Here is a 15,897-nt window from a genome sequence, read left to right as displayed (position 1 = left end):
TAGCCTGCCCGAGGCAATTCGCGGAACATTCCGGCACCGGGGCGAGGACAGGCGCGTGCAGAACCAGCGGACCGTGGGCGACGGGCTGCGCGTCGTCATACGCGCGCTCGTGTACGCCGTGCTCGGCGGCGCCGCGCTCCTCGCCATCGCCACGGTCGCCTCGGTCCTCGGGCCGATGCTCGCCCTCGACCTCTACACCCCGCCCGTCGCCGCCTGGTGGACCGTCTTCACGGCGATCGCGGTGCAGGGCGTGCCCTTCCTGCTGCTCGGCACCATCGTCTCGGCGGCGATCGGGGCCCTCGTACCGGAGAAGGTCTTCAGCCGGCTGCTGCCCCGCAACCAGGCGCTCGCGGTACCCGTGGCCGGGGCGGCCGGTGTCGTCCTGCCGGGATGCGAGTGCGCGTCCGTGCCGGTGGCCGGGAGCCTGATGCGGCGCGGCGTCGCCCCGGCGGCCGCCCTCGCGTTCCTCCTCTCCGCGCCCGCCATCAACCCGGTCGTCCTGGTGGCCACGTCCGTCGCCTTCCCCGGACAGCCGGAGATGGTCCTCGCCCGGCTCGTCGCCTCGCTGGCCACGGCGGTGGTGATGGGCTGGCTGTGGGCCCGGTTCGGCCGCGACGAGTGGCTGCGCCCGCCCAAGCGCCACACCGACCCGACCGCCACCGGCCTGCGCGCCTTCACGGCCGGCCTCCAGCACGACTTCCTGCACGCGGGCGGCTTCCTGGTGCTGGGCGCGGCGGCCGCGGCGACCTTCAACATCGTCGTGCCCCGCTCGGTACTGGACCTCTTCACCGGCTCGCCCTGGCTGTCGGTGCTGCTCCTGGCCCTCCTCGCGGTCGTCCTGTGCGTGTGCAGCGAGGCGGACGCGTTCGTCGCGGCCTCCCTGAGCGGCTTCTCGCCGACCGCGCGGCTGGCGTTCATGGTCGTCGGTCCGATGGTGGACCTGAAACTGATCGCCCTCCAGGCGGGGACGTTCGGGCGGTCCTTCGCCGTGCGGTTCTCGTCCGTGACCTGGGTGGTGGCCGTGCTCAGCAGCGTGCTCGTGGGGTGGTGGCTGCTGTGAGGCGGTACGGGCCGGCGGTGCTGCTGCTCCTGACGGGCGCGGCGATCCTGCGGATCTCGCTGTTCAGCGAGCTGTATCTGCGGTACGTGCAGGCGGGACTACGGCCATACCTGGTCGCGTCCGGGTGCCTGCTGGTGCTGCTGGCGGTGGCCGCGGCGGTCGTCGGGCGACCGGAACAGGAACCGCACGCCGAGCAGCGCCAGCACGCAGAGCACGGCGAACACGCCGGCCGCGATCAGCAACGCGAGCACGGCGAGCACGACGAATCCGGCGACGATTCCCACGCCCACGATCAGCACGGCGGCCACCATAGCCCCCGGGTCGCCTGGCTGCTCACCCTCCCCGCCCTCGCCCTCCTCCTCTTCCCGCCCCCCGCGCTCGGCTCCTACAGCGCCGAGCGCGAGGCGGGGCAGCGTGCGGCGCAGGGGATCGGGCACTTCCCCGCGCTGCCGGCCGGGAACCCGGTGGAGCTGACGCTGGCGGAGTTCGGTTCCCGGGCGGTCTACGACAGCGGACGGTCACTGGCGGGACGTACGGTCCGGCTGACCGGCTTCGTCACCCGCGACGACGGCACCTGGTACGTCACCCGCCTCCTCGTCGCCTGCTGCGCCGCCGACGCCACCACCAGCAAGGTCGAGATCCGGGACGCGGACGCGCCGCCCGCCGACGCCTGGGTCACCGTCACCGGCACCTGGCGTCCCAAGGGCGAACTCGGCACGGACGAGGCATGGCCGCCGGTGCTGGACGCCGTCGCGGTACGGCGGATCGCGCAGCCGGCGAACCCCTACGAGAAGCGGTAGGAGAGGTTGTCACGCAAGGTCGGCGGGGTTTCGCCGGACGGGCCTCGGGTAGTCGGGCGTCGTCCGGGGGTGGGCGACTGAGAGGGGTGTCGGGCCCCGGAACCAGCAGGCCGCGCTCGGAACGAGGAGGCAGCCGTGCGGCCCAGAGACGAGCCACCTGGTGAGCGCGGACGGGAGCGAGCCGCGGACGCCATCGCCGAGGGCGTACGCGGTGTCGGGCCCGGCGAGATCCCTGCGCGACTCTGTGACGTCGCCGTGGAGCTGCTGCCCGTGATCGGCGCGAGCGTGTCGCTGCACAGTGACGGAATGCCCGTGCAGCTGGGCGCGAGCAGTGCGCAGGCCGCGTATGTGACCGAGATCCAGGCCACCTTGGGCGACGGCCCCTGCCAGTCCGCCGCGGAGAGCGGAACCCCCGTGCTCGCCCGTGATCTGACGGCGGGCCAGGACGTGCTGCGCTGGCCGGTCTTCGCTCAGCAGGCCACGGCGGTGGGCGTGCGGGCGGTGTACTCGATGCCGCTCGGCAACGACACGATGTGCGTGGGCACGCTCGACCTCTACCGCGACACCCCCGGCGACCTCACGGACCGGGACCTGCGGACGGCGCGGGTGATGGCCGGGATGATGACCGTGGCGCTGATGGCGCTGCCGCGGGTGGAGGAGGCGGGCGAGCCCGGGGACGAACGATGGCTGAGCGGTCTCGCCATCGACCATGACCAGGTCTACCAGGCCACCGGCATGATCATGGCCCAGCTGGGCGTCGGCACGGACGAGGCGCTGGCCCGGTTGCGGGCACACGCGTTCGCGCATGCGTTGACGGCGGTGGACGTGGCGCGGGACGTGGTGGAGCACCGGCTGCGGTTCGACGTGGACTAGCGGCACGAAGGACGGACTCCCTGGCACATAGGCCGGCACGCGGGCCGGCACGTAGGATCGCCGACCATGGATATAGCGGTTCTCTTCCTCGTGCTCGCCGCCTTCGGGGGCATCATGACCCTCCAGAGCAGGATTTCCCAGGCGGATCAGCGAGTCGCCCGTGTCGAGCGCAAACTCGACCTGGTTCTGGACCACTTGGGACTGGACGGCGAGGACCCCCGCATGGGCGAGGTCGTGTCGCTCGTGCGGACTGGTAGGCAGGTCCAGGCCATCAAGGTCTACCGGGAGATCACCGGGGCGGGCCTGAAGGAGGCCAAGGACGCGGTGGACCGGCTGGGTTAGGGCATCCCGGCCGCCTGGGCCGGCGCCTGGGTCAGATTTCCGCTCTGCCCTGCTTTTGGACCTCGGTCAGCCGGTGGGCGCCCAGTTCGACGGCCGCCACGGTGGCGTCGCCCGGTACGTCGCCTAGGCCGCCGTTGGTGAGGACGACCGCGTCGTCGCCCACGCGGACGGCGGCGACGTGGAGGGTCAGGACGGGCGCGTCCTCGTACTCGGAGACGGCGCTGAGGACGACCCGCAGACCCTGCCGGGCGTCCCCGACCTCCGGCACCTCGGCCTCGGTGACCTCGACGGCCATCGGCCCGCCGCCCGCCCTCGCCGTGAACTCGCCGCACTCGTCCGGCATGCGGCCGAGCCATGCCAGCGTCCGGTCCACGGCGTCGGGGCGATGGGCCACGACCTGGTAGCGCAGCTGGGCCTCGTCCACCAGGTCGTCCAGGGCGACCGACGCGCGCGTGGTGGCGTCGGGGCCGAGGAGTTCCTCCGCGTACAGCGCGTCGAGCAGCTGTCCGCACTCCGCGTCGGCCGACTCGGTACTCGCCTTGAGCATGGACTCCCGCCAGGTGGCGAAGCCCTCCGTGGCGACCCAGGGCTCGCCCAGGTCGGACTCGCTGATGAGCGCGGCACGGGCCTGGGACTCGGTGAGGGTGGGGGCGGCCGCGGGGGTCGCCGGTGTGGTGGGGCTCGCGGCGGAGGCGTTGGCTCGGGTGGCCGAGGCGGGTCTGCCCAGGCCGGCGATGGAGTCGCAGGCGGAGGCGGTCAGGAGGGTGGCCGCGGAGAGCGTCGCGGCGATGACGGCGCGGGCCGGGGGACGGGGCATCGCGGGCCTCCTGGGCTGGGGTCGGGCGTGCGCCCAAGATCGGGTGCGTGTTCTTAAGGCACCACCCCGACCGCACGCCCACCAGCGCGCCGGGCCGTCCGGGTGAAGCGCACCGCACGGGACAAGTCCTTCGCCCCCGCCGCCCCTACCCGTCCCATCCCCAGGGGCGCTGCCCCTTCGCCCCCACTGGGGCTGCCGCCCCAGACCCCGCTTCGGCCCTGGAGGGGCCTCGTCCTCAAACGCCGGACGGGCTGAAAATGCCTGGCGAATCCAGCCCCTCCGGCGTTTGAGGAGCGGGGTCTGGGGCGGAGCCCCAGGAGGATGGGACGGGTAGGGGCGGCGGGGGCGAGGAAAAGTGGTCGCTTGGCGGGGCAGGCCGTTGCTACCGTCCCCCCATGCAGCGCGCCGCCAACCCGTCTCCCACGACGACGCCGGACCCCGTCCCGGCGCCGCGCTGACACCTGAGCGATCCGAAGCCCCGGGCGAGTGCCCCGGGGCTTCGGCGTGTGGGTGCTCGTCCTCTCAACCGGAGGAGCACCCCGTGCACGACCACCGCCGCCTCGGCCGCGAACTGGACCTCTTCGACACCGACCCCCTGATGGGCGCGGGACTGCCGTACTGGCTGCCCGACGGGGCGATCGTCCGGCATGTGCTGGAGGAGTACATCCGCGACGCGGAACGCGAGGCCGGGTACCGGCACGTCTACTCGCCCGTGCTCGGCAAGCGCGAGCTGTACGAGATCTCCGGGCACTGGGACCACTACAGCGACGACATGTTCCCGCCGATGAACCTCGGCGACGGCGGAAACCCCGCCGAAGAAGTCGTCCTGCGCCCCAGCCTCTGCCCCCACCACGCCCTGATCTACCGCTCCCGCGCCCACAGCTACCGTGAACTGCCCTTCCGTATGGCTGAGTTGGGTGGAATGTACCGCTCCGAGCTGTCGGGGGTCCTCGGCGGGCTCACCCGCGTGCGCGCGATCCAGCTCAACGACGCCCATATCTTCTGCACCCTGGACCAGGCGGTGGACGAGGCCCGCGCCGCCCTGAAACTCATCACCCGCGCTTACGCCGATCTGGGGATCCGGGCCACCCGGCACCGTCTCTCCCTGCCCGCCGAGGGCGACGGGGAGGGCGGAAAGTATGTCGCCGACCCCGAGCTGTGGCGGCGGGCCACCGCCCTGCTCCGCGAGGTCCTCGACGCCTCCGGCATCCCGTACGAGGCCGCCGAGGGCGAGGCCGCGTTCTACGGCCCCAAGATCGACGTCCAGATCGCCGACCCGGCCGGCCGCGAGGCGACCCTCTCCACCGTCCAGATCGACTTCCACCAGCCGGAACGCTTCGACCTGCACTACATCGGACCCGACGGCGCAAGGCACCGCCCCGTCATGGTCCACCGCAGCGTCATCGGCAGCGTCGAACGAGCCGTAGCCCACCTCGTCGAGCAGCACGGCGGGGCCTTCCCGCCCTGGCTCGCCCCGGTGCAGCTGGTGATCCTGCCCGTGTCCGACGCCCAGACCGGGCAGGCGGAGAAGCTGCTGCGCCGGGCCCGGCGCAAGGGGCTGCGGGCGGAACTCGCCGGGCCCGAGCACGGCACCCTGGGCGCCCGCGTCCGCGCGGCACGCCTCGTGCCGTACCAGGCGGTCATCGGGGAGCGGGAGGCCCGGGAAGGCGGGGAGGAGGACCTCGTGGCGGCCCTGCGGCTGCGGGACGGGCGTCGGCCGGGAGGCGTATCCGGCGCCGAGCTGGTCGAGCGGATCGCTGCCCGCGTCGCGGCGCGCGGTCCCGGCCTGTGGGACGGTGACGCCGCATGACGCCGCACGCACGAAGCCCGCACGGCGACGCCATACGGCGACGCACTCCACCTGTACGACACCGTAAGGTCGGTTCCGCAGAACCCGCCACCGCAGAACCGCGGAACCGCCACCGCACCCGTGTGAGGAGCTCGCCGTGACCAACGCCGAAGGGCAGCCCATCCCGGTGATCATCGACTGCGACACCGGTGTCGACGACGCTCTGGCGCTGTTGTTCGCGGTACGCCACCCGGGGCTCGACGTGCGCGCCGTCACCTGCGTGGCGGGCAACACGGATGTGGACGGCGTCGTACGCAACACCCTCACCGTCCTGGAGCTGGCCGGCGCCCCCGACATCCCCGTCGCCCGGGGCGCCGGACGTCCGCTGATCGAGCCCGCGCGCTCGGCGCGGCACGTGCACGGCGAGGACGGCATGGGCGACATCGGCCTGCCCGCGCCGACCCGCGCCCCGGCCGACGTGGACGCGGTGACGCTGCTGCGCCGCGAGATCCTGGCGTCCCCGCGTCCGGTGACCCTCATCCCGACCGCGCCCCTGACCAACATCGCCCTGCTGCTGCGGACGCACCCGGAGGTGACCCGCAACATCGAGCGGATCGTCTTCATGGGCGGCGCGGTGGCCTGCGGGAACGCCACCCCGGTCGCGGAGTTCAACGTGTGGCACGACCCGGAGGCGGCCGCGATCGCGCTCACGGCGGGAGTGCCGATCACCATGTACGGCCTGGACGTCTTCCAGCGGGTCGTGGTGCCCGGGGCGGACGTACGGCGGCTGCGGGCGAGCGCGGAGCCCGGCACCCGGCTCGCCGGCGACCTGCTGTCCCATCGCCCGGCCACGCCGGACGTCGGGGCCGACTCCGAGGCCGGCGGCATCGGCGACGCGGGCGCGGTGTGCTCGGTGGTGGACCCGGCGGGCATCACCACCCGCCTCCTGCCCGTCGAGGTCTCCCTCGCCCCGGGCCCGACGCGGGGTCAGACCGTCGTCGACCGACGCCCCCGCCCCGGCGAGTCCGAGATCCACGACGGCCTGCGCGAGCAGCAGTTGGTGGATGTGGCCCTGGACGTGGACGTCGACCGGTTCGTGAAGCTGTATCTGACGACGGTCGAGGGCTGACCGCGCACGAGCTGTGACCGGGCCCCGGGGTGATCACCCCGGGCCCCTTCAGTGCCGCTGGTCAGTGCCGTTGGTCAGTGCCCCTGGATCAGGAACGCGCCGCGCGTCGCCGCTTCGACGCGACCACGAACGCCGCGCCGCCCGCCACCAGGACCACCGCGCCGATGGTGATCGGGCCGGTCGCGCTGCTGCCGCCGGTCTCCGCGAGGTTGTCGCCGCCGCCGTTCGGCTTGGGCACCGCGGGAGTCGTCGGCTCGGAGGTCTCCGGGGTCGGGGTCTCCGAGGCCGGCGGCGTCGTCTCCTCCGCCGGCGGCGTCGTCTCCTCGGTCGGGGGCTCCGCCGGCGGCGTGGTCGGGGGCTCCTCGGTGGCCGGAGGCTCGGTCGTGCAGTCCTTCGTGCCGCCGTTCCAGGCCGCGATCAGCTTGTCCTTGATGACCGGGCGGTCCGGGCCCTTGGGCAGGTCGCCGTGGACGAAGCCGTCGTTCGCGTCGAGCTTCCCGTCGAACTTGACCGCGCCCCGGTACAGGTCGATCTGCGCGAAGCAGCCCGCGTCCGGGACGGCGATGTCGAGGGAGTCGGTCTGGCCGGGCTTGACGGTGACCGTGTCGAAGTCGACGAAGACCTGCTCGCCGGAGGTCTCGAAGGTCGCGCCGTGGGCGAGGTAGGAGGCGAGCGAGGCGGTGCAGGTCGTGGCGTCGGCGGCGGCGCGGACCTTGATGTGGACCTTGCCGTCGTCGGTGACCTTCAGGTTCTGGTCGTCGACCTTGACGGAGTCGTAGAAGTTCGAACCGTCGAGCGAGAACTGGCAGCGATCGGTGGCCGTCTCCGTACCGGCGCCGGTGCCGGGCCGGTAGGTGCCGCCGGACTTCCAGCCGTCACCGCCGTGCGAGCCGGTGGCCCAGGCGCCGGAGGCGGAGGCGACGGTGGCCGCGCAGAGGGCGAGCGACGCGGCGCCCGTCCCCAACAGGCGTCGCGCGATGACACGTCTCGCTATGGACATGCGTATCCCATCGTGGGGTGTGTGGTCGAAGAAGAAACACTGGGCTCATTGGTCACATGCGCCACAGCGTCTGCACATCGTCGGGCGAGCACAGAAAGCTGTCAACCTGCGGGAACGCAACGCAAGTTCAAAGGTCAATCACGATTTCATCACACCGGGAATGATCTACTCCGGACTGCGCGGTGTTCGCTTTTCCGGCCAAGTGGACAGAGTTCTCCCTATCGCCCGTACGTAACCCGAACGCACCGATGAGGAGTCCGCGTGACCGTCCGCACCGCCACGCCCGACACCCCCGACCTCTCGTCCCGCAACCGCGACTGGTGGCGCCAGGCCGTCATCTATCAGGTGTACCCCCGCAGCTTCGCCGACGGCGACGGCGACGGGCTGGGTGACCTGAAGGGCGTCGCGCAGCGGCTGCACCATCTGGCCGCCCTCGGCGTGGACGCCCTGTGGCTCAGCCCCTTCTACCCCTCCGAGCTGGCCGACGGCGGCTACGACGTCGCCGACTACCGTGAGGTCGACCCGCGCCTGGGCACCCTCGACGACTTCGACGCCATGGTCGCCGAGGCCCACCGCCTCGGCCTGAAGGTGATCGTCGACCTGGTCCCCAACCACACCTCCCACCAGCACGTCTGGTTCCAGGAGGCGCTGCGGTCCGCCCCCGGCTCCGCCGCCCGGGACCGCTACGTCTTCCGCCCCGGCCGCGGCCCGCACGGTGAACTCCCGCCCACCGACTGGCAGTCCGTCTTCGGCGGCAGTGCCTGGCGCCGGGTCCCCGACGGCGAGTGGTACCTGCACCTCTTCACCCCCCAGCAGCCCGACCTGAACTGGGAGAACGAGGAGGTCCGCGCCGACTTCCGTACCACCCTGCGCTTCTGGTCCGACCGCGGTGTCGACGGCTTCCGCGTCGACGTGGCCCACGCGCTGGCCAAGGACCTCAGCGAGCCGCTGCGCGACCTCGGTGCCCCCGAACTGAGCCGCGAGGAGTCCCTCCCCGACTTCCCGCCCGGCAGCCACCCCTTCTACGACCGCGACGAGGTCCACGAGATCTACCGCGACTGGCGCAAGATCCTCGACGCCTACCGTCCGCCCCGCATGGCGGTCGCCGAGGCATGGGTGACCCCGTCCGCCCGCCGCGCCCTGTACGCCCGCCCGGACGAACTGGGCCAGGCATTCAACTTCGAGTATCTGCAAGGACGTTGGGATGCCGGTGAACTCCGCCGGATCATCACCGACTCCCTGGCCACCGCCCGCTCGGCCGGCGCCTCCGCCACCTGGGTCCTCTCCAACCACGACGTCGTACGCCACCCCTCCCGCCTGATGCTCCCGCCCGGCACGGACGACAACGCCTGGCTTCTCTCCGGCGGCCACGCACCGGCCGTCGACGAGTCCGCCGGCCTGCGCCGCGCCCGCGCCGCGACCCTCCTCATGCTGGCGCTGCCCGGTTCGTCGTACGTCTACCAGGGCGAGGAACTCGGCCTGCCCGAGGTCGCCGACCTGCCCTTCGAGGTCCTCCAGGACCCGGTCTGGGAACAGACGGGGCGTGTCCGCAAGGGCCGCGACGGCTGCCGGGTGCCGCTGCCGTGGACGACGACGGGGCCGTCGTACGGCTTCGGCACGGGCGGCTCCTGGCTGCCGCAGCCGTCGGGTTTCGCGGCGTACGCCGTCGAGGCCCAGGACGGTGTCGAGGGCTCCACCCTGGAGCTCTACCGCAGGGCCCTGCGGCTGCGCCGCAAGCTGCTGGAGGGGGAGGAACTGGAGTGGGCGCCGGACGCCCCGCCCGGCGTCCTGCACTTCGCCCGCTCGGACGGCTGGCGGTGCGTGGCCAACCTCTCCGGTACGGCGGTGGAGTTGCCGCCGGGTGAGGTGCTGCTCGCCAGCGCGCCGTTGGAGGGGGGGCTGCTGGGGCCGGACACGACGGCCTGGCTGACCTAGGGCACGGTCACCGTCACGGTCACGGTCACGGTTTCAGGGTCACCTGGGGTTCGCCGCCGTGGGAGGGGGCGGGGTCGTGTCGTCGGCCGGGAGCATGGGCGGGGTCGTCTCCTGGAACAGGACCTGGTCGAAGTCGACCAGCCCCGTCTTCTCCATGACCGTGATGTGGTCCAAGACGGTGTTGTTGGCCTGGTCGGCCAGCTGCCGGACCAGGGAGTTCTCGGTCGTGGCCCGGATCTTGGCGATCGTGGAGAAGATCTGGCCGTGCGGGACGCGCAGGATGTTCGCCATGTCGCTGTCGAACTGCCTGCCGCTGTCCGCGCCGAGCGTCGCGACGAAGCCCTGCTGCTGGGGGCTGGGCCGGTCGGGCAGGGTGATGTTCAGCCGCGGGGCGATCCCGCGGCAGGTGGCGTCCAACGCGGCGTGCCCGGCGATCAGGTGCCGACCGGCCGTGCGCACCGCGTCGGTCGTGCCCTTCTCCAGCGCCATCCGCCCCACCGGGTACTCCCACAGCCCGGCCGCCCGCACCTTGACGACGAAGTCCCGGTCGGCTTCGGTCAGCGGACCGGCCGACGTCTGGGCGACGACCCGGTCCTGGGCGGCGGAGGCGGTGCCGACGCCGAGCATGGCGGGACAGGCGAGCGCGGTCTTCCAGGGCGCGGGAAACCTTTTGGCTTGGCATCGGCTCCGTAAAGCACCGCTCAGCGTGCCGTCCGGGTGAGAGGCGCGCGCGGCTCGCGTGGCGCCTCGGGCAGGGTGGTCCCGCTGGCCCAGGATCCGGACGTGTGGCACGTACCTTCGACGAACTGGTCGCGATGCAGCGGGCGGCGGACCAGGCGCACACCCGGGTGGAGGAACTACGGGACGCCTACGGCCCGCCCGCCCACACCCCCTGGACCGAACTCCAGACCGACACGTACGAAAACGCCTGGCGAGCCTGGCGCGACCACACCCGCGTCCTCCACGACGCGGTGACCGAGTACGCGAAGGAACAAGGGACGGCGCGCAACGAGACGGAGGCGGACGTGAAGAAGGCGGTGCGGCACGGGGAGGGAGAGGGAGGCGGGGCGGGTGGCTGACGGCGTACTACAGCACACGGAGGCTGCTGCTGAGTGGGATGTTCCACTCGTTCCTCTCGATGTCGCCGGGCCCGTCATGAGCGGCGGCGGCAGCGGGTACAGCGGACAGCACCAGTCCGGCGACGGCGACGGTCAGGACGGCGAGGGCACGACGCATCACGGTTCCTCCTGGACGACGACAACTCCGACCACCCTGCGCCGAGCCGTTGCCCCCTTCCCGCCCGGACACGCCGCTCCGAGGCGCGGTGCCCCGTACGGCCGTACGCCGCGCGCCACCGGCGGGTGGGCGCCGCGAGAATCGCAGGCAGGGGTACACCGACGTGCGTGTGAGGAGCTCCGCCGACGATGAGCAGGTCCTGGAAGACGACGATCCTCGGTTTGCTCGCCGTCGCGGGCGTGACGGTCACGCTGGTCACGCCGGGCACGGCCTACGCCGATGGCGACCTGTGGGCGAGCGCGACCATCGAGCCCGGGCGGGAGGGCATCATCGAGGTCGGCGGATACGAGGGGACGCCGCTGGGCGAGGGTTCGGTACTGACCCTGACGGCGCCGTCGACGACGCGGGTGACGGGGACGCCGTTCGCCGGTCTCGGGTACCGGGGGTCGGTGACGCTGGGCGGGAGTACGGGGACGTACACCTTCGAGGGGACGCCCGCCGCGGCCGAGGAGCCGGTGTCGGCGGCCTGGAAGGGCCGTAGGTACCCCTTCGTCCTGTCGGTCCCCGAGGACGCCGAGCCCGGCACCCGTCTCCCCGACTGCACCCTGGTCCTACGGGACGCGAAGGGCACCGTGCGGCAGAAGGGAACCTGCACCGTGACGGTCGGACTGCCCGCGCCGACCCTGTCCCACCCCCACTCGGGCGTGCCGCTGAGCGCGCGGCCGAGGCTGTTGGGGTCGGCCTACCCGGGCGCCCAGGTCACGGTCCGTGACGCCCAGGAGGAAGAGGTCTGCGCGACGACGGCCGCGCCCAACGGCATGTGGTGGTGCGTCCCGGAACCCGCCCTCCCGCCGGGCACGGGCCGCCTCCAGGCGACGGCCACGTTCAACGGGGTCAGCGCGATGAGCGAGCAGATCGACATCGTCGTGGCGGGGGCGGGCCGGTAAGGGGCCTGTGCCGGGGTCGGGGCCGGGCCGGTCCGAGATCGTCGGCGTCGGCTGTCAGTGCCTGGTGGAAGACTGCCCGGCATGGTGAAAACGGACCCGAAAGCAGACCTTCTCCGGTATCTGCAAGACGCGCGTGACGCCCTCGTGTGGAAACTCGACGGGCTCTCGGAGTACGACGTCCGCCGCCCCCTCACCCCCACCGGGACGAACCTGTTGGGGCTGGTCAAGCATGTCGCCGGCGTGGAGCTGGGGTACTTCGGCGACACCTTCGGACGGCCGTTCTTCGACAAGGAGCCGCCACCGCCCTGGTGGTACACGCAGGACGCCGAACCCAACGCGGACATGTGGGCCACCGCGGACGAGTCGCGCGAGGAGATCGTCGGGCTGTACCGCCGGGCCTGGGAGCACTCCGACGCCACGATCGAGGCGCTGCCACTGGACGCGACCGGGCATGTCCCGTGGTGGCCGGAGGAACGACGTGAGGTGACGCTGCACCACATCCTCGTGCGCGTGATCTCCGACAGTCAGCGGCACGCCGGCCACGCCGACATCGTGCGCGAACTCATCGACGGAAGCGTCGGGTACGGGGAGGGCAAGTCCGACCTGCCGCCCGGTGATCAGGCGTGGTGGGAGAGCCACCGGCGCCGACTGGAGCGGGCGGCGCTGGAGGCGCGGGCGGCCGGCGACGGCTGATCAGCTGATCAGTAGCGCAGCGCCCTGGCCAGCTCTGCCTTCACCTGCCCGCTCAGGTCGTGCGTGCTGCGCGCCGTGCCCTTCCCCGTCGCGCCCGCCGCCACGTCCGACACGGTGACGACGGTGGCGTCCAGCAGATCGCCGTTCTCGTTGCGGAAGTTGACCTGTACGGCGAAGGACTTCGTCGAGTCCGTCGTGTTCTCCGCCGTGACCTCCACGGTCGTACGGCCGTCGGAGTCGATCGTCGGATCGCCCAGCCGAACCGCGTCCTTGGCGTCGATGCCGCCCTTGATGTCGTCCAGCTGGCGGCCCGCCTCCGCCGTGGCCGAGGCGAAGGCCGATGCCGCCTTGCTGGCCACCGACGCGGGGGTGTCCTCGTCGGAGCAGGAGGTCAGAGTCAGGGTCAGGGCGAGGGTGGCGGCCATGGCGGCGGTCGTCGTGCGGATCGCGGCGGTCGTCCACCGCGTTCGGTGACCGGGCATGGCGCCTCCAGCGGGTTCTCTCCGGTCGGTCCGGGTCCTTCCAGTGAAGAGCCGTGGGCCGCTGCCCGCACTCCGGGCATCACCCGATCGGCTCGTCCCCCGTGGTGGCCGCCCCTGGGCCGACCGATCGTCGTCGTACCGACCGCAGAACCGACCGCGCGACGCGCGAGAAGTGGGGTACGGCGCCCATGAGCCAGCAGCAGCCGCCGCAGTCGCATCCGCAGGCGACCGACGCAGCGCACAGCCCTCCTGGGTCCCGGACGACCTGGGCCTCGGCCGAGACCCGCCCCGGCTCCGGCCCCGGCGCCGCACCCGGCACCGGCCCCGGCGGATTCCAGCCCTCGCCGTCCGGCTACGACTGGGCCACCGGAGGACTCGTCTTCGCCGGTGTGCTGATGCTGGTGAACGGGCTGCTGGCCATCCTGCAGGGCATCTCCGCGATCGCCGAGGACGACGTGTACGGCCGGATCGGCGACTACGTCTTCAAGATCAACCTCACGGCGTGGGGCTGGATCCTGTTGGGCCTCGGCGTCGTGGCGGTGTGCGTCGGCTACGGCATCCTCAAGGGCGCCTGGTGGGCCCGGATCACCGGTATCTTCCTGGCGTCCCTCAGCCTGGTCGCCCACTTCCTGTTCCTGCCGTACACGCCGGTCTGGTCGGTGATCACGGTGGGCATCGACTTCTTCGTGATCCTGGCGCTCGCCACGGCTCCGGACGTCTCCGGGGCCCACGCCAACGCCGCTAGCGCTTCGACGCGCGGCAACGCCTCAGCAGGTCGGTGATCCGGGCCGGGTCCTTGCGGCCGTTCAGCTCGGTCAGCAGGTCGTCGGGGCAGAGGTCGTACAGATCGCCCCAGAAACGGCGGCCGTGGTTGTCCCAGATGCGGTAGCCGCCGGGGACGCCCCGCGCCACATAGCGTCGTCTGCTCAATTCAGCCCCCTGCCCGGACCCGCACGCGTCGGTGCGGCTCCGGGCAGGATGACATGGGCGGTTGCTCCCGTCGCCCGGATTTCCGGGCGGGCGGCGGCTCAGCCGTGCCCCAGTCCGCCCCCGCCGAAGGCACCGCTCTTGCCGGGCAGCCAGCGCTTGCGGTGCTGGTCGTCGCTGCGCCTGCTGCTCGCGTGGTGCAGTTCGTGCGGCAGAAGCCGTTCCCTGCCCTCGGCGTGCGGCACTTCGTCCGGTTCCCTGATCTCGCGCAACTCATGGACCGGACCGGTGTCGGGAAGATGCGGCTGCTCCTCGGCCGTGGGCCGGGGCAGTTCTCGATCACGGACCCGCATGCCGAGCGACACCGCCCAGATCAGTGCGCCGGCGATGAACAGGCCACCCGCGAAGGCGGCGATCACGTTGAGTACTTCACTCGACGAGGCCGCTACTACAAACGTCGCTGTACTCATGCCCCAATTATCACCGAAACGGACGAATAGGCTCCCGGTGGGACCTGAGAACCGCTTGCAGCGCCCGTTCCCAAGGAGTGCGGGTGGGCTCCCCGGAGATCTACGACCGCCTGAGGGACGCCTTGGCCACCGCCCGCTCGGGCTCACCCTCGGGAGCCGGCCGGTCGGCGGCCGCGGTCCGCTGCTTCGGGATGCACGTGGCGACCGCGAAGGCCAGCAGGGCCGCTCCGGCGCCGATGGCCATGACGACCTTGAAGCCGTTCTCCGAGGGCAGGGCGTAGCCGCCGAAGTCGGTGGTCATCTGGGCCAGGACGACGCCCGCGATGGCACCGGCGAAGGAGGTGCCGAGCGAGCGCATCAGGGTGTTGAGGCTCATCAGGGCGGTGGAGTCGGCGAGGCGGTCGGCGGGCAGTTCGTCCCGCAGGATGCTGATCCCGAGCGGGACGACCGCGGCCGCCGGCCCCGGGAGGATGCGTCCGACGATCATCGGGACCAGGGAGTCGGCCGGCGCACACACCACCGACCCGGTCACCGCGCGACGAGCCGGCTCCACCGGCTCCGCATGCCGCCGACTGCGGGCGTCGGTTCAGCGCCGGCCGGCACTGAACCGACGCCCGGTGGTGCGTCAGCTCCCACTCTTGCCGAGCAGCTTGTTCATCTCCTTGATCTCGGCGGTCTGGGCGGTGATGACGTCGTCGGCCAGCTCGGTCGCGGGGCCGTACTCACCCTTCGCCTTCTCGCCCTCGGCCATCTCCACCGCGCCCTCGTGGTGCTCCACCATCAGGGTCAGGAAGAGCGTGTCGAAGGTCTTTCCGGATGCCTTCGACAGCTCGGCCATGTCGTCCTCGCCCATCATCCCGGGCATGCCGGAGGCGTCGGACCCGCCGGAGTGGCCGGAGTGGTCCATGCCGGGTGCGGCCGACGGGACGTCCTCGCCCCAGGTCTTCAGCCACCCGGACATCGTCCTGATCTCCGGGTCCTGGGCCTTCTCGATGCGTGCGGCGAGGTCCTTGACCTGAGCCGAGGAGGCACGGTCGGCGGCCAACTCGGCCATCTCCAGGGCCTGCTGGTGGTGGGGGATCATGCCCTGCGCGAAGGAGACGTCCTGGGCGTTGTGGGACTGGGACTGGGACTGCGACTTGTGGGTGCTCGGGGTCTTGTCCGCGCTGGAGGCGGTGTCCGGCCGGTCGTCACCGCCGCACGCGGCGAGGACGAGGGCGGCGGTGACGGCGGTCGCGGCCAGCGCGGCGCGGCGGGCCAGGGGACGGGCGCCGGTCACGCGGGTGCCGGACGTGCGGAAGCCGGTCATACGGAGGCCGGTCATTCGGGTGTTGGTCATGCTGAGAACTCCTGCGAGTACGTGAGTCGCTGCGCCCTCGGGGCGCGGCATGGGCATG

19 protein-coding genes and 1 pseudogene are annotated in these 15,897 nt (G+C 72.2%); 11 read left to right on the top strand and 9 right to left on the bottom strand.

Annotated features, from left to right (window positions below):
• Nucleotides 1–55: 55 nt before the first annotated feature.
• The 4 genes from ADK36_RS36885 (at nucleotide 56) to ADK36_RS36870 (ending at nucleotide 3,075) form a co-directional block, all read left to right on the top strand.
• Nucleotides 56–1,060: a permease gene (locus ADK36_RS36885; protein WP_048585852.1), complete on the top strand. Its 1,005-nt coding sequence runs from the start codon at nucleotides 56–58 to the stop codon at nucleotides 1,058–1,060.
• Nucleotides 1,057–1,860 carry a TIGR03943 family putative permease subunit gene (locus ADK36_RS36880; protein ID WP_048585851.1) on the top strand — a complete coding sequence of 268 codons (804 nt, stop codon included), beginning with the start codon at nucleotides 1,057–1,059 and terminating at the stop codon, nucleotides 1,858–1,860. The genes ADK36_RS36885 and ADK36_RS36880 overlap by 4 nt, the downstream gene beginning before the upstream one ends.
• Before the next feature lie 135 nt (nucleotides 1,861–1,995).
• Nucleotides 1,996–2,733 (top strand): GAF and ANTAR domain-containing protein, encoded by a 738-nt coding sequence (locus tag ADK36_RS36875; protein ID WP_048585850.1) that lies wholly within the window; start codon nucleotides 1,996–1,998, stop codon nucleotides 2,731–2,733.
• 66 nt (nucleotides 2,734–2,799) lie between these two features.
• Entirely contained in the window at nucleotides 2,800–3,075 is a 276-nt protein-coding gene (locus ADK36_RS36870) for a ribosomal protein L7/L12 (protein ID WP_048585849.1), read from the top strand.
• A gap of 31 nt (nucleotides 3,076–3,106) precedes the next feature.
• Here ADK36_RS36870 and ADK36_RS36865 read toward each other — a convergent pair whose 3' ends face one another.
• Nucleotides 3,107–3,892, bottom strand: a complete 786-nt coding sequence (locus ADK36_RS36865; RefSeq protein WP_048585848.1) for a hypothetical protein — start codon at nucleotides 3,890–3,892, stop codon at nucleotides 3,107–3,109.
• 454 nt (nucleotides 3,893–4,346) lie between these two features.
• Between ADK36_RS36865 and thrS the strand changes: the two genes are divergently transcribed.
• Nucleotides 4,347–5,702: a threonine--tRNA ligase gene (thrS, locus tag ADK36_RS36860; protein WP_267887439.1), complete on the top strand. Its 1,356-nt coding sequence runs from the start codon at nucleotides 4,347–4,349 to the stop codon at nucleotides 5,700–5,702.
• Nucleotides 5,703–5,838: 136 nt separating this feature from the next.
• Entirely contained in the window at nucleotides 5,839–6,810 is a 972-nt protein-coding gene (locus tag ADK36_RS36855) for a nucleoside hydrolase (protein ID WP_048585846.1), read from the top strand.
• Nucleotides 6,811–6,898: 88 nt separating this feature from the next.
• On the opposite strand, the gene ADK36_RS36850 is transcribed toward ADK36_RS36855, so the two are convergent.
• Nucleotides 6,899–7,810: an LAETG motif-containing sortase-dependent surface protein gene (locus ADK36_RS36850; protein WP_048585845.1), complete on the bottom strand. Its 912-nt coding sequence runs from the start codon at nucleotides 7,808–7,810 to the stop codon at nucleotides 6,899–6,901.
• Between the two features lie 261 nt (nucleotides 7,811–8,071).
• Between ADK36_RS36850 and ADK36_RS36845 the strand changes: the two genes are divergently transcribed.
• Nucleotides 8,072–9,745: a glycoside hydrolase family 13 protein gene (locus ADK36_RS36845; protein ID WP_053200689.1), complete on the top strand. Its 1,674-nt coding sequence runs from the start codon at nucleotides 8,072–8,074 to the stop codon at nucleotides 9,743–9,745.
• Between the two features lie 39 nt (nucleotides 9,746–9,784).
• Here ADK36_RS36845 and ADK36_RS36840 read toward each other — a convergent pair whose 3' ends face one another.
• Complete coding sequence (locus ADK36_RS36840) at nucleotides 9,785–10,372, bottom strand: DUF4142 domain-containing protein (RefSeq protein WP_107086947.1); 588 nt, start codon at nucleotides 10,370–10,372, stop codon at nucleotides 9,785–9,787.
• A 158-nt stretch (nucleotides 10,373–10,530) separates the two neighbouring features.
• On the opposite strand from ADK36_RS36840, the gene ADK36_RS36835 reads away from it, so the two are divergent.
• On the top strand, nucleotides 10,531–10,824 hold the full coding sequence (locus ADK36_RS36835) for a hypothetical protein (RefSeq protein ID WP_048585843.1): 294 nt from the start codon (nucleotides 10,531–10,533) through the stop codon (nucleotides 10,822–10,824).
• A 7-nt stretch (nucleotides 10,825–10,831) separates the two neighbouring features.
• Here the strand turns inward: ADK36_RS36835 and ADK36_RS49235 are convergent, their stop codons facing one another.
• Nucleotides 10,832–10,984: a hypothetical protein gene (locus ADK36_RS49235; protein ID WP_159029301.1), complete on the bottom strand. Its 153-nt coding sequence runs from the start codon at nucleotides 10,982–10,984 to the stop codon at nucleotides 10,832–10,834.
• 185 nt (nucleotides 10,985–11,169) lie between these two features.
• On the opposite strand from ADK36_RS49235, the gene ADK36_RS36830 reads away from it, so the two are divergent.
• The gene (locus tag ADK36_RS36830) at nucleotides 11,170–11,928 is read left to right on the top strand and encodes a hypothetical protein (protein ID WP_053200687.1); all 759 of its coding nucleotides are present in this window, start codon (nucleotides 11,170–11,172) and stop codon (nucleotides 11,926–11,928) included.
• Between the two features lie 81 nt (nucleotides 11,929–12,009).
• Nucleotides 12,010–12,621, top strand: a complete 612-nt coding sequence (locus ADK36_RS36825; protein WP_053200685.1) for a DinB family protein — start codon at nucleotides 12,010–12,012, stop codon at nucleotides 12,619–12,621.
• Between the two features lie 8 nt (nucleotides 12,622–12,629).
• Here the strand turns inward: ADK36_RS36825 and ADK36_RS36820 are convergent, their stop codons facing one another.
• On the bottom strand, nucleotides 12,630–13,103 hold the full coding sequence (locus ADK36_RS36820) for an FxLYD domain-containing protein (protein WP_053200683.1): 474 nt from the start codon (nucleotides 13,101–13,103) through the stop codon (nucleotides 12,630–12,632).
• A gap of 188 nt (nucleotides 13,104–13,291) precedes the next feature.
• On the opposite strand from ADK36_RS36820, the gene ADK36_RS36815 reads away from it, so the two are divergent.
• On the top strand, nucleotides 13,292–13,885 hold the full coding sequence (locus ADK36_RS36815) for a DUF7144 family membrane protein (protein ID WP_053200681.1): 594 nt from the start codon (nucleotides 13,292–13,294) through the stop codon (nucleotides 13,883–13,885).
• On the opposite strand, the gene ADK36_RS36810 is transcribed toward ADK36_RS36815, so the two are convergent.
• From ADK36_RS36810 to ADK36_RS36795, 4 genes and pseudogenes are all read right to left on the bottom strand, one after another.
• Complete coding sequence (locus ADK36_RS36810) at nucleotides 13,845–14,033, bottom strand: hypothetical protein (protein WP_048585839.1); 189 nt, start codon at nucleotides 14,031–14,033, stop codon at nucleotides 13,845–13,847. The genes ADK36_RS36815 and ADK36_RS36810 overlap by 41 nt on opposite strands.
• Before the next feature lie 98 nt (nucleotides 14,034–14,131).
• Complete coding sequence (locus ADK36_RS36805) at nucleotides 14,132–14,500, bottom strand: DUF6479 family protein (protein WP_048585838.1); 369 nt, start codon at nucleotides 14,498–14,500, stop codon at nucleotides 14,132–14,134.
• Between the two features lie 100 nt (nucleotides 14,501–14,600).
• Nucleotides 14,601–14,882, bottom strand: a pseudogene (locus ADK36_RS36800) (MFS transporter); the annotation flags it as partial.
• A gap of 243 nt (nucleotides 14,883–15,125) precedes the next feature.
• A complete protein-coding gene (locus tag ADK36_RS36795; RefSeq protein ID WP_425315485.1) occupies nucleotides 15,126–15,839 on the bottom strand; it encodes a DUF305 domain-containing protein in 714 nt (237 codons plus the stop codon).
• Nucleotides 15,840–15,897 lie beyond the last annotated feature (58 nt).

It is taken from the genome of Streptomyces viridochromogenes (genome assembly GCF_001270495.1).
GTDB lineage: Bacteria > Actinomycetota > Actinomycetes > Streptomycetales > Streptomycetaceae > Streptomyces > Streptomyces viridochromogenes_A.
Note: the sequence above shows the minus strand (reverse complement) of the source record. Positions and strands in the feature narration are given on the sequence as shown.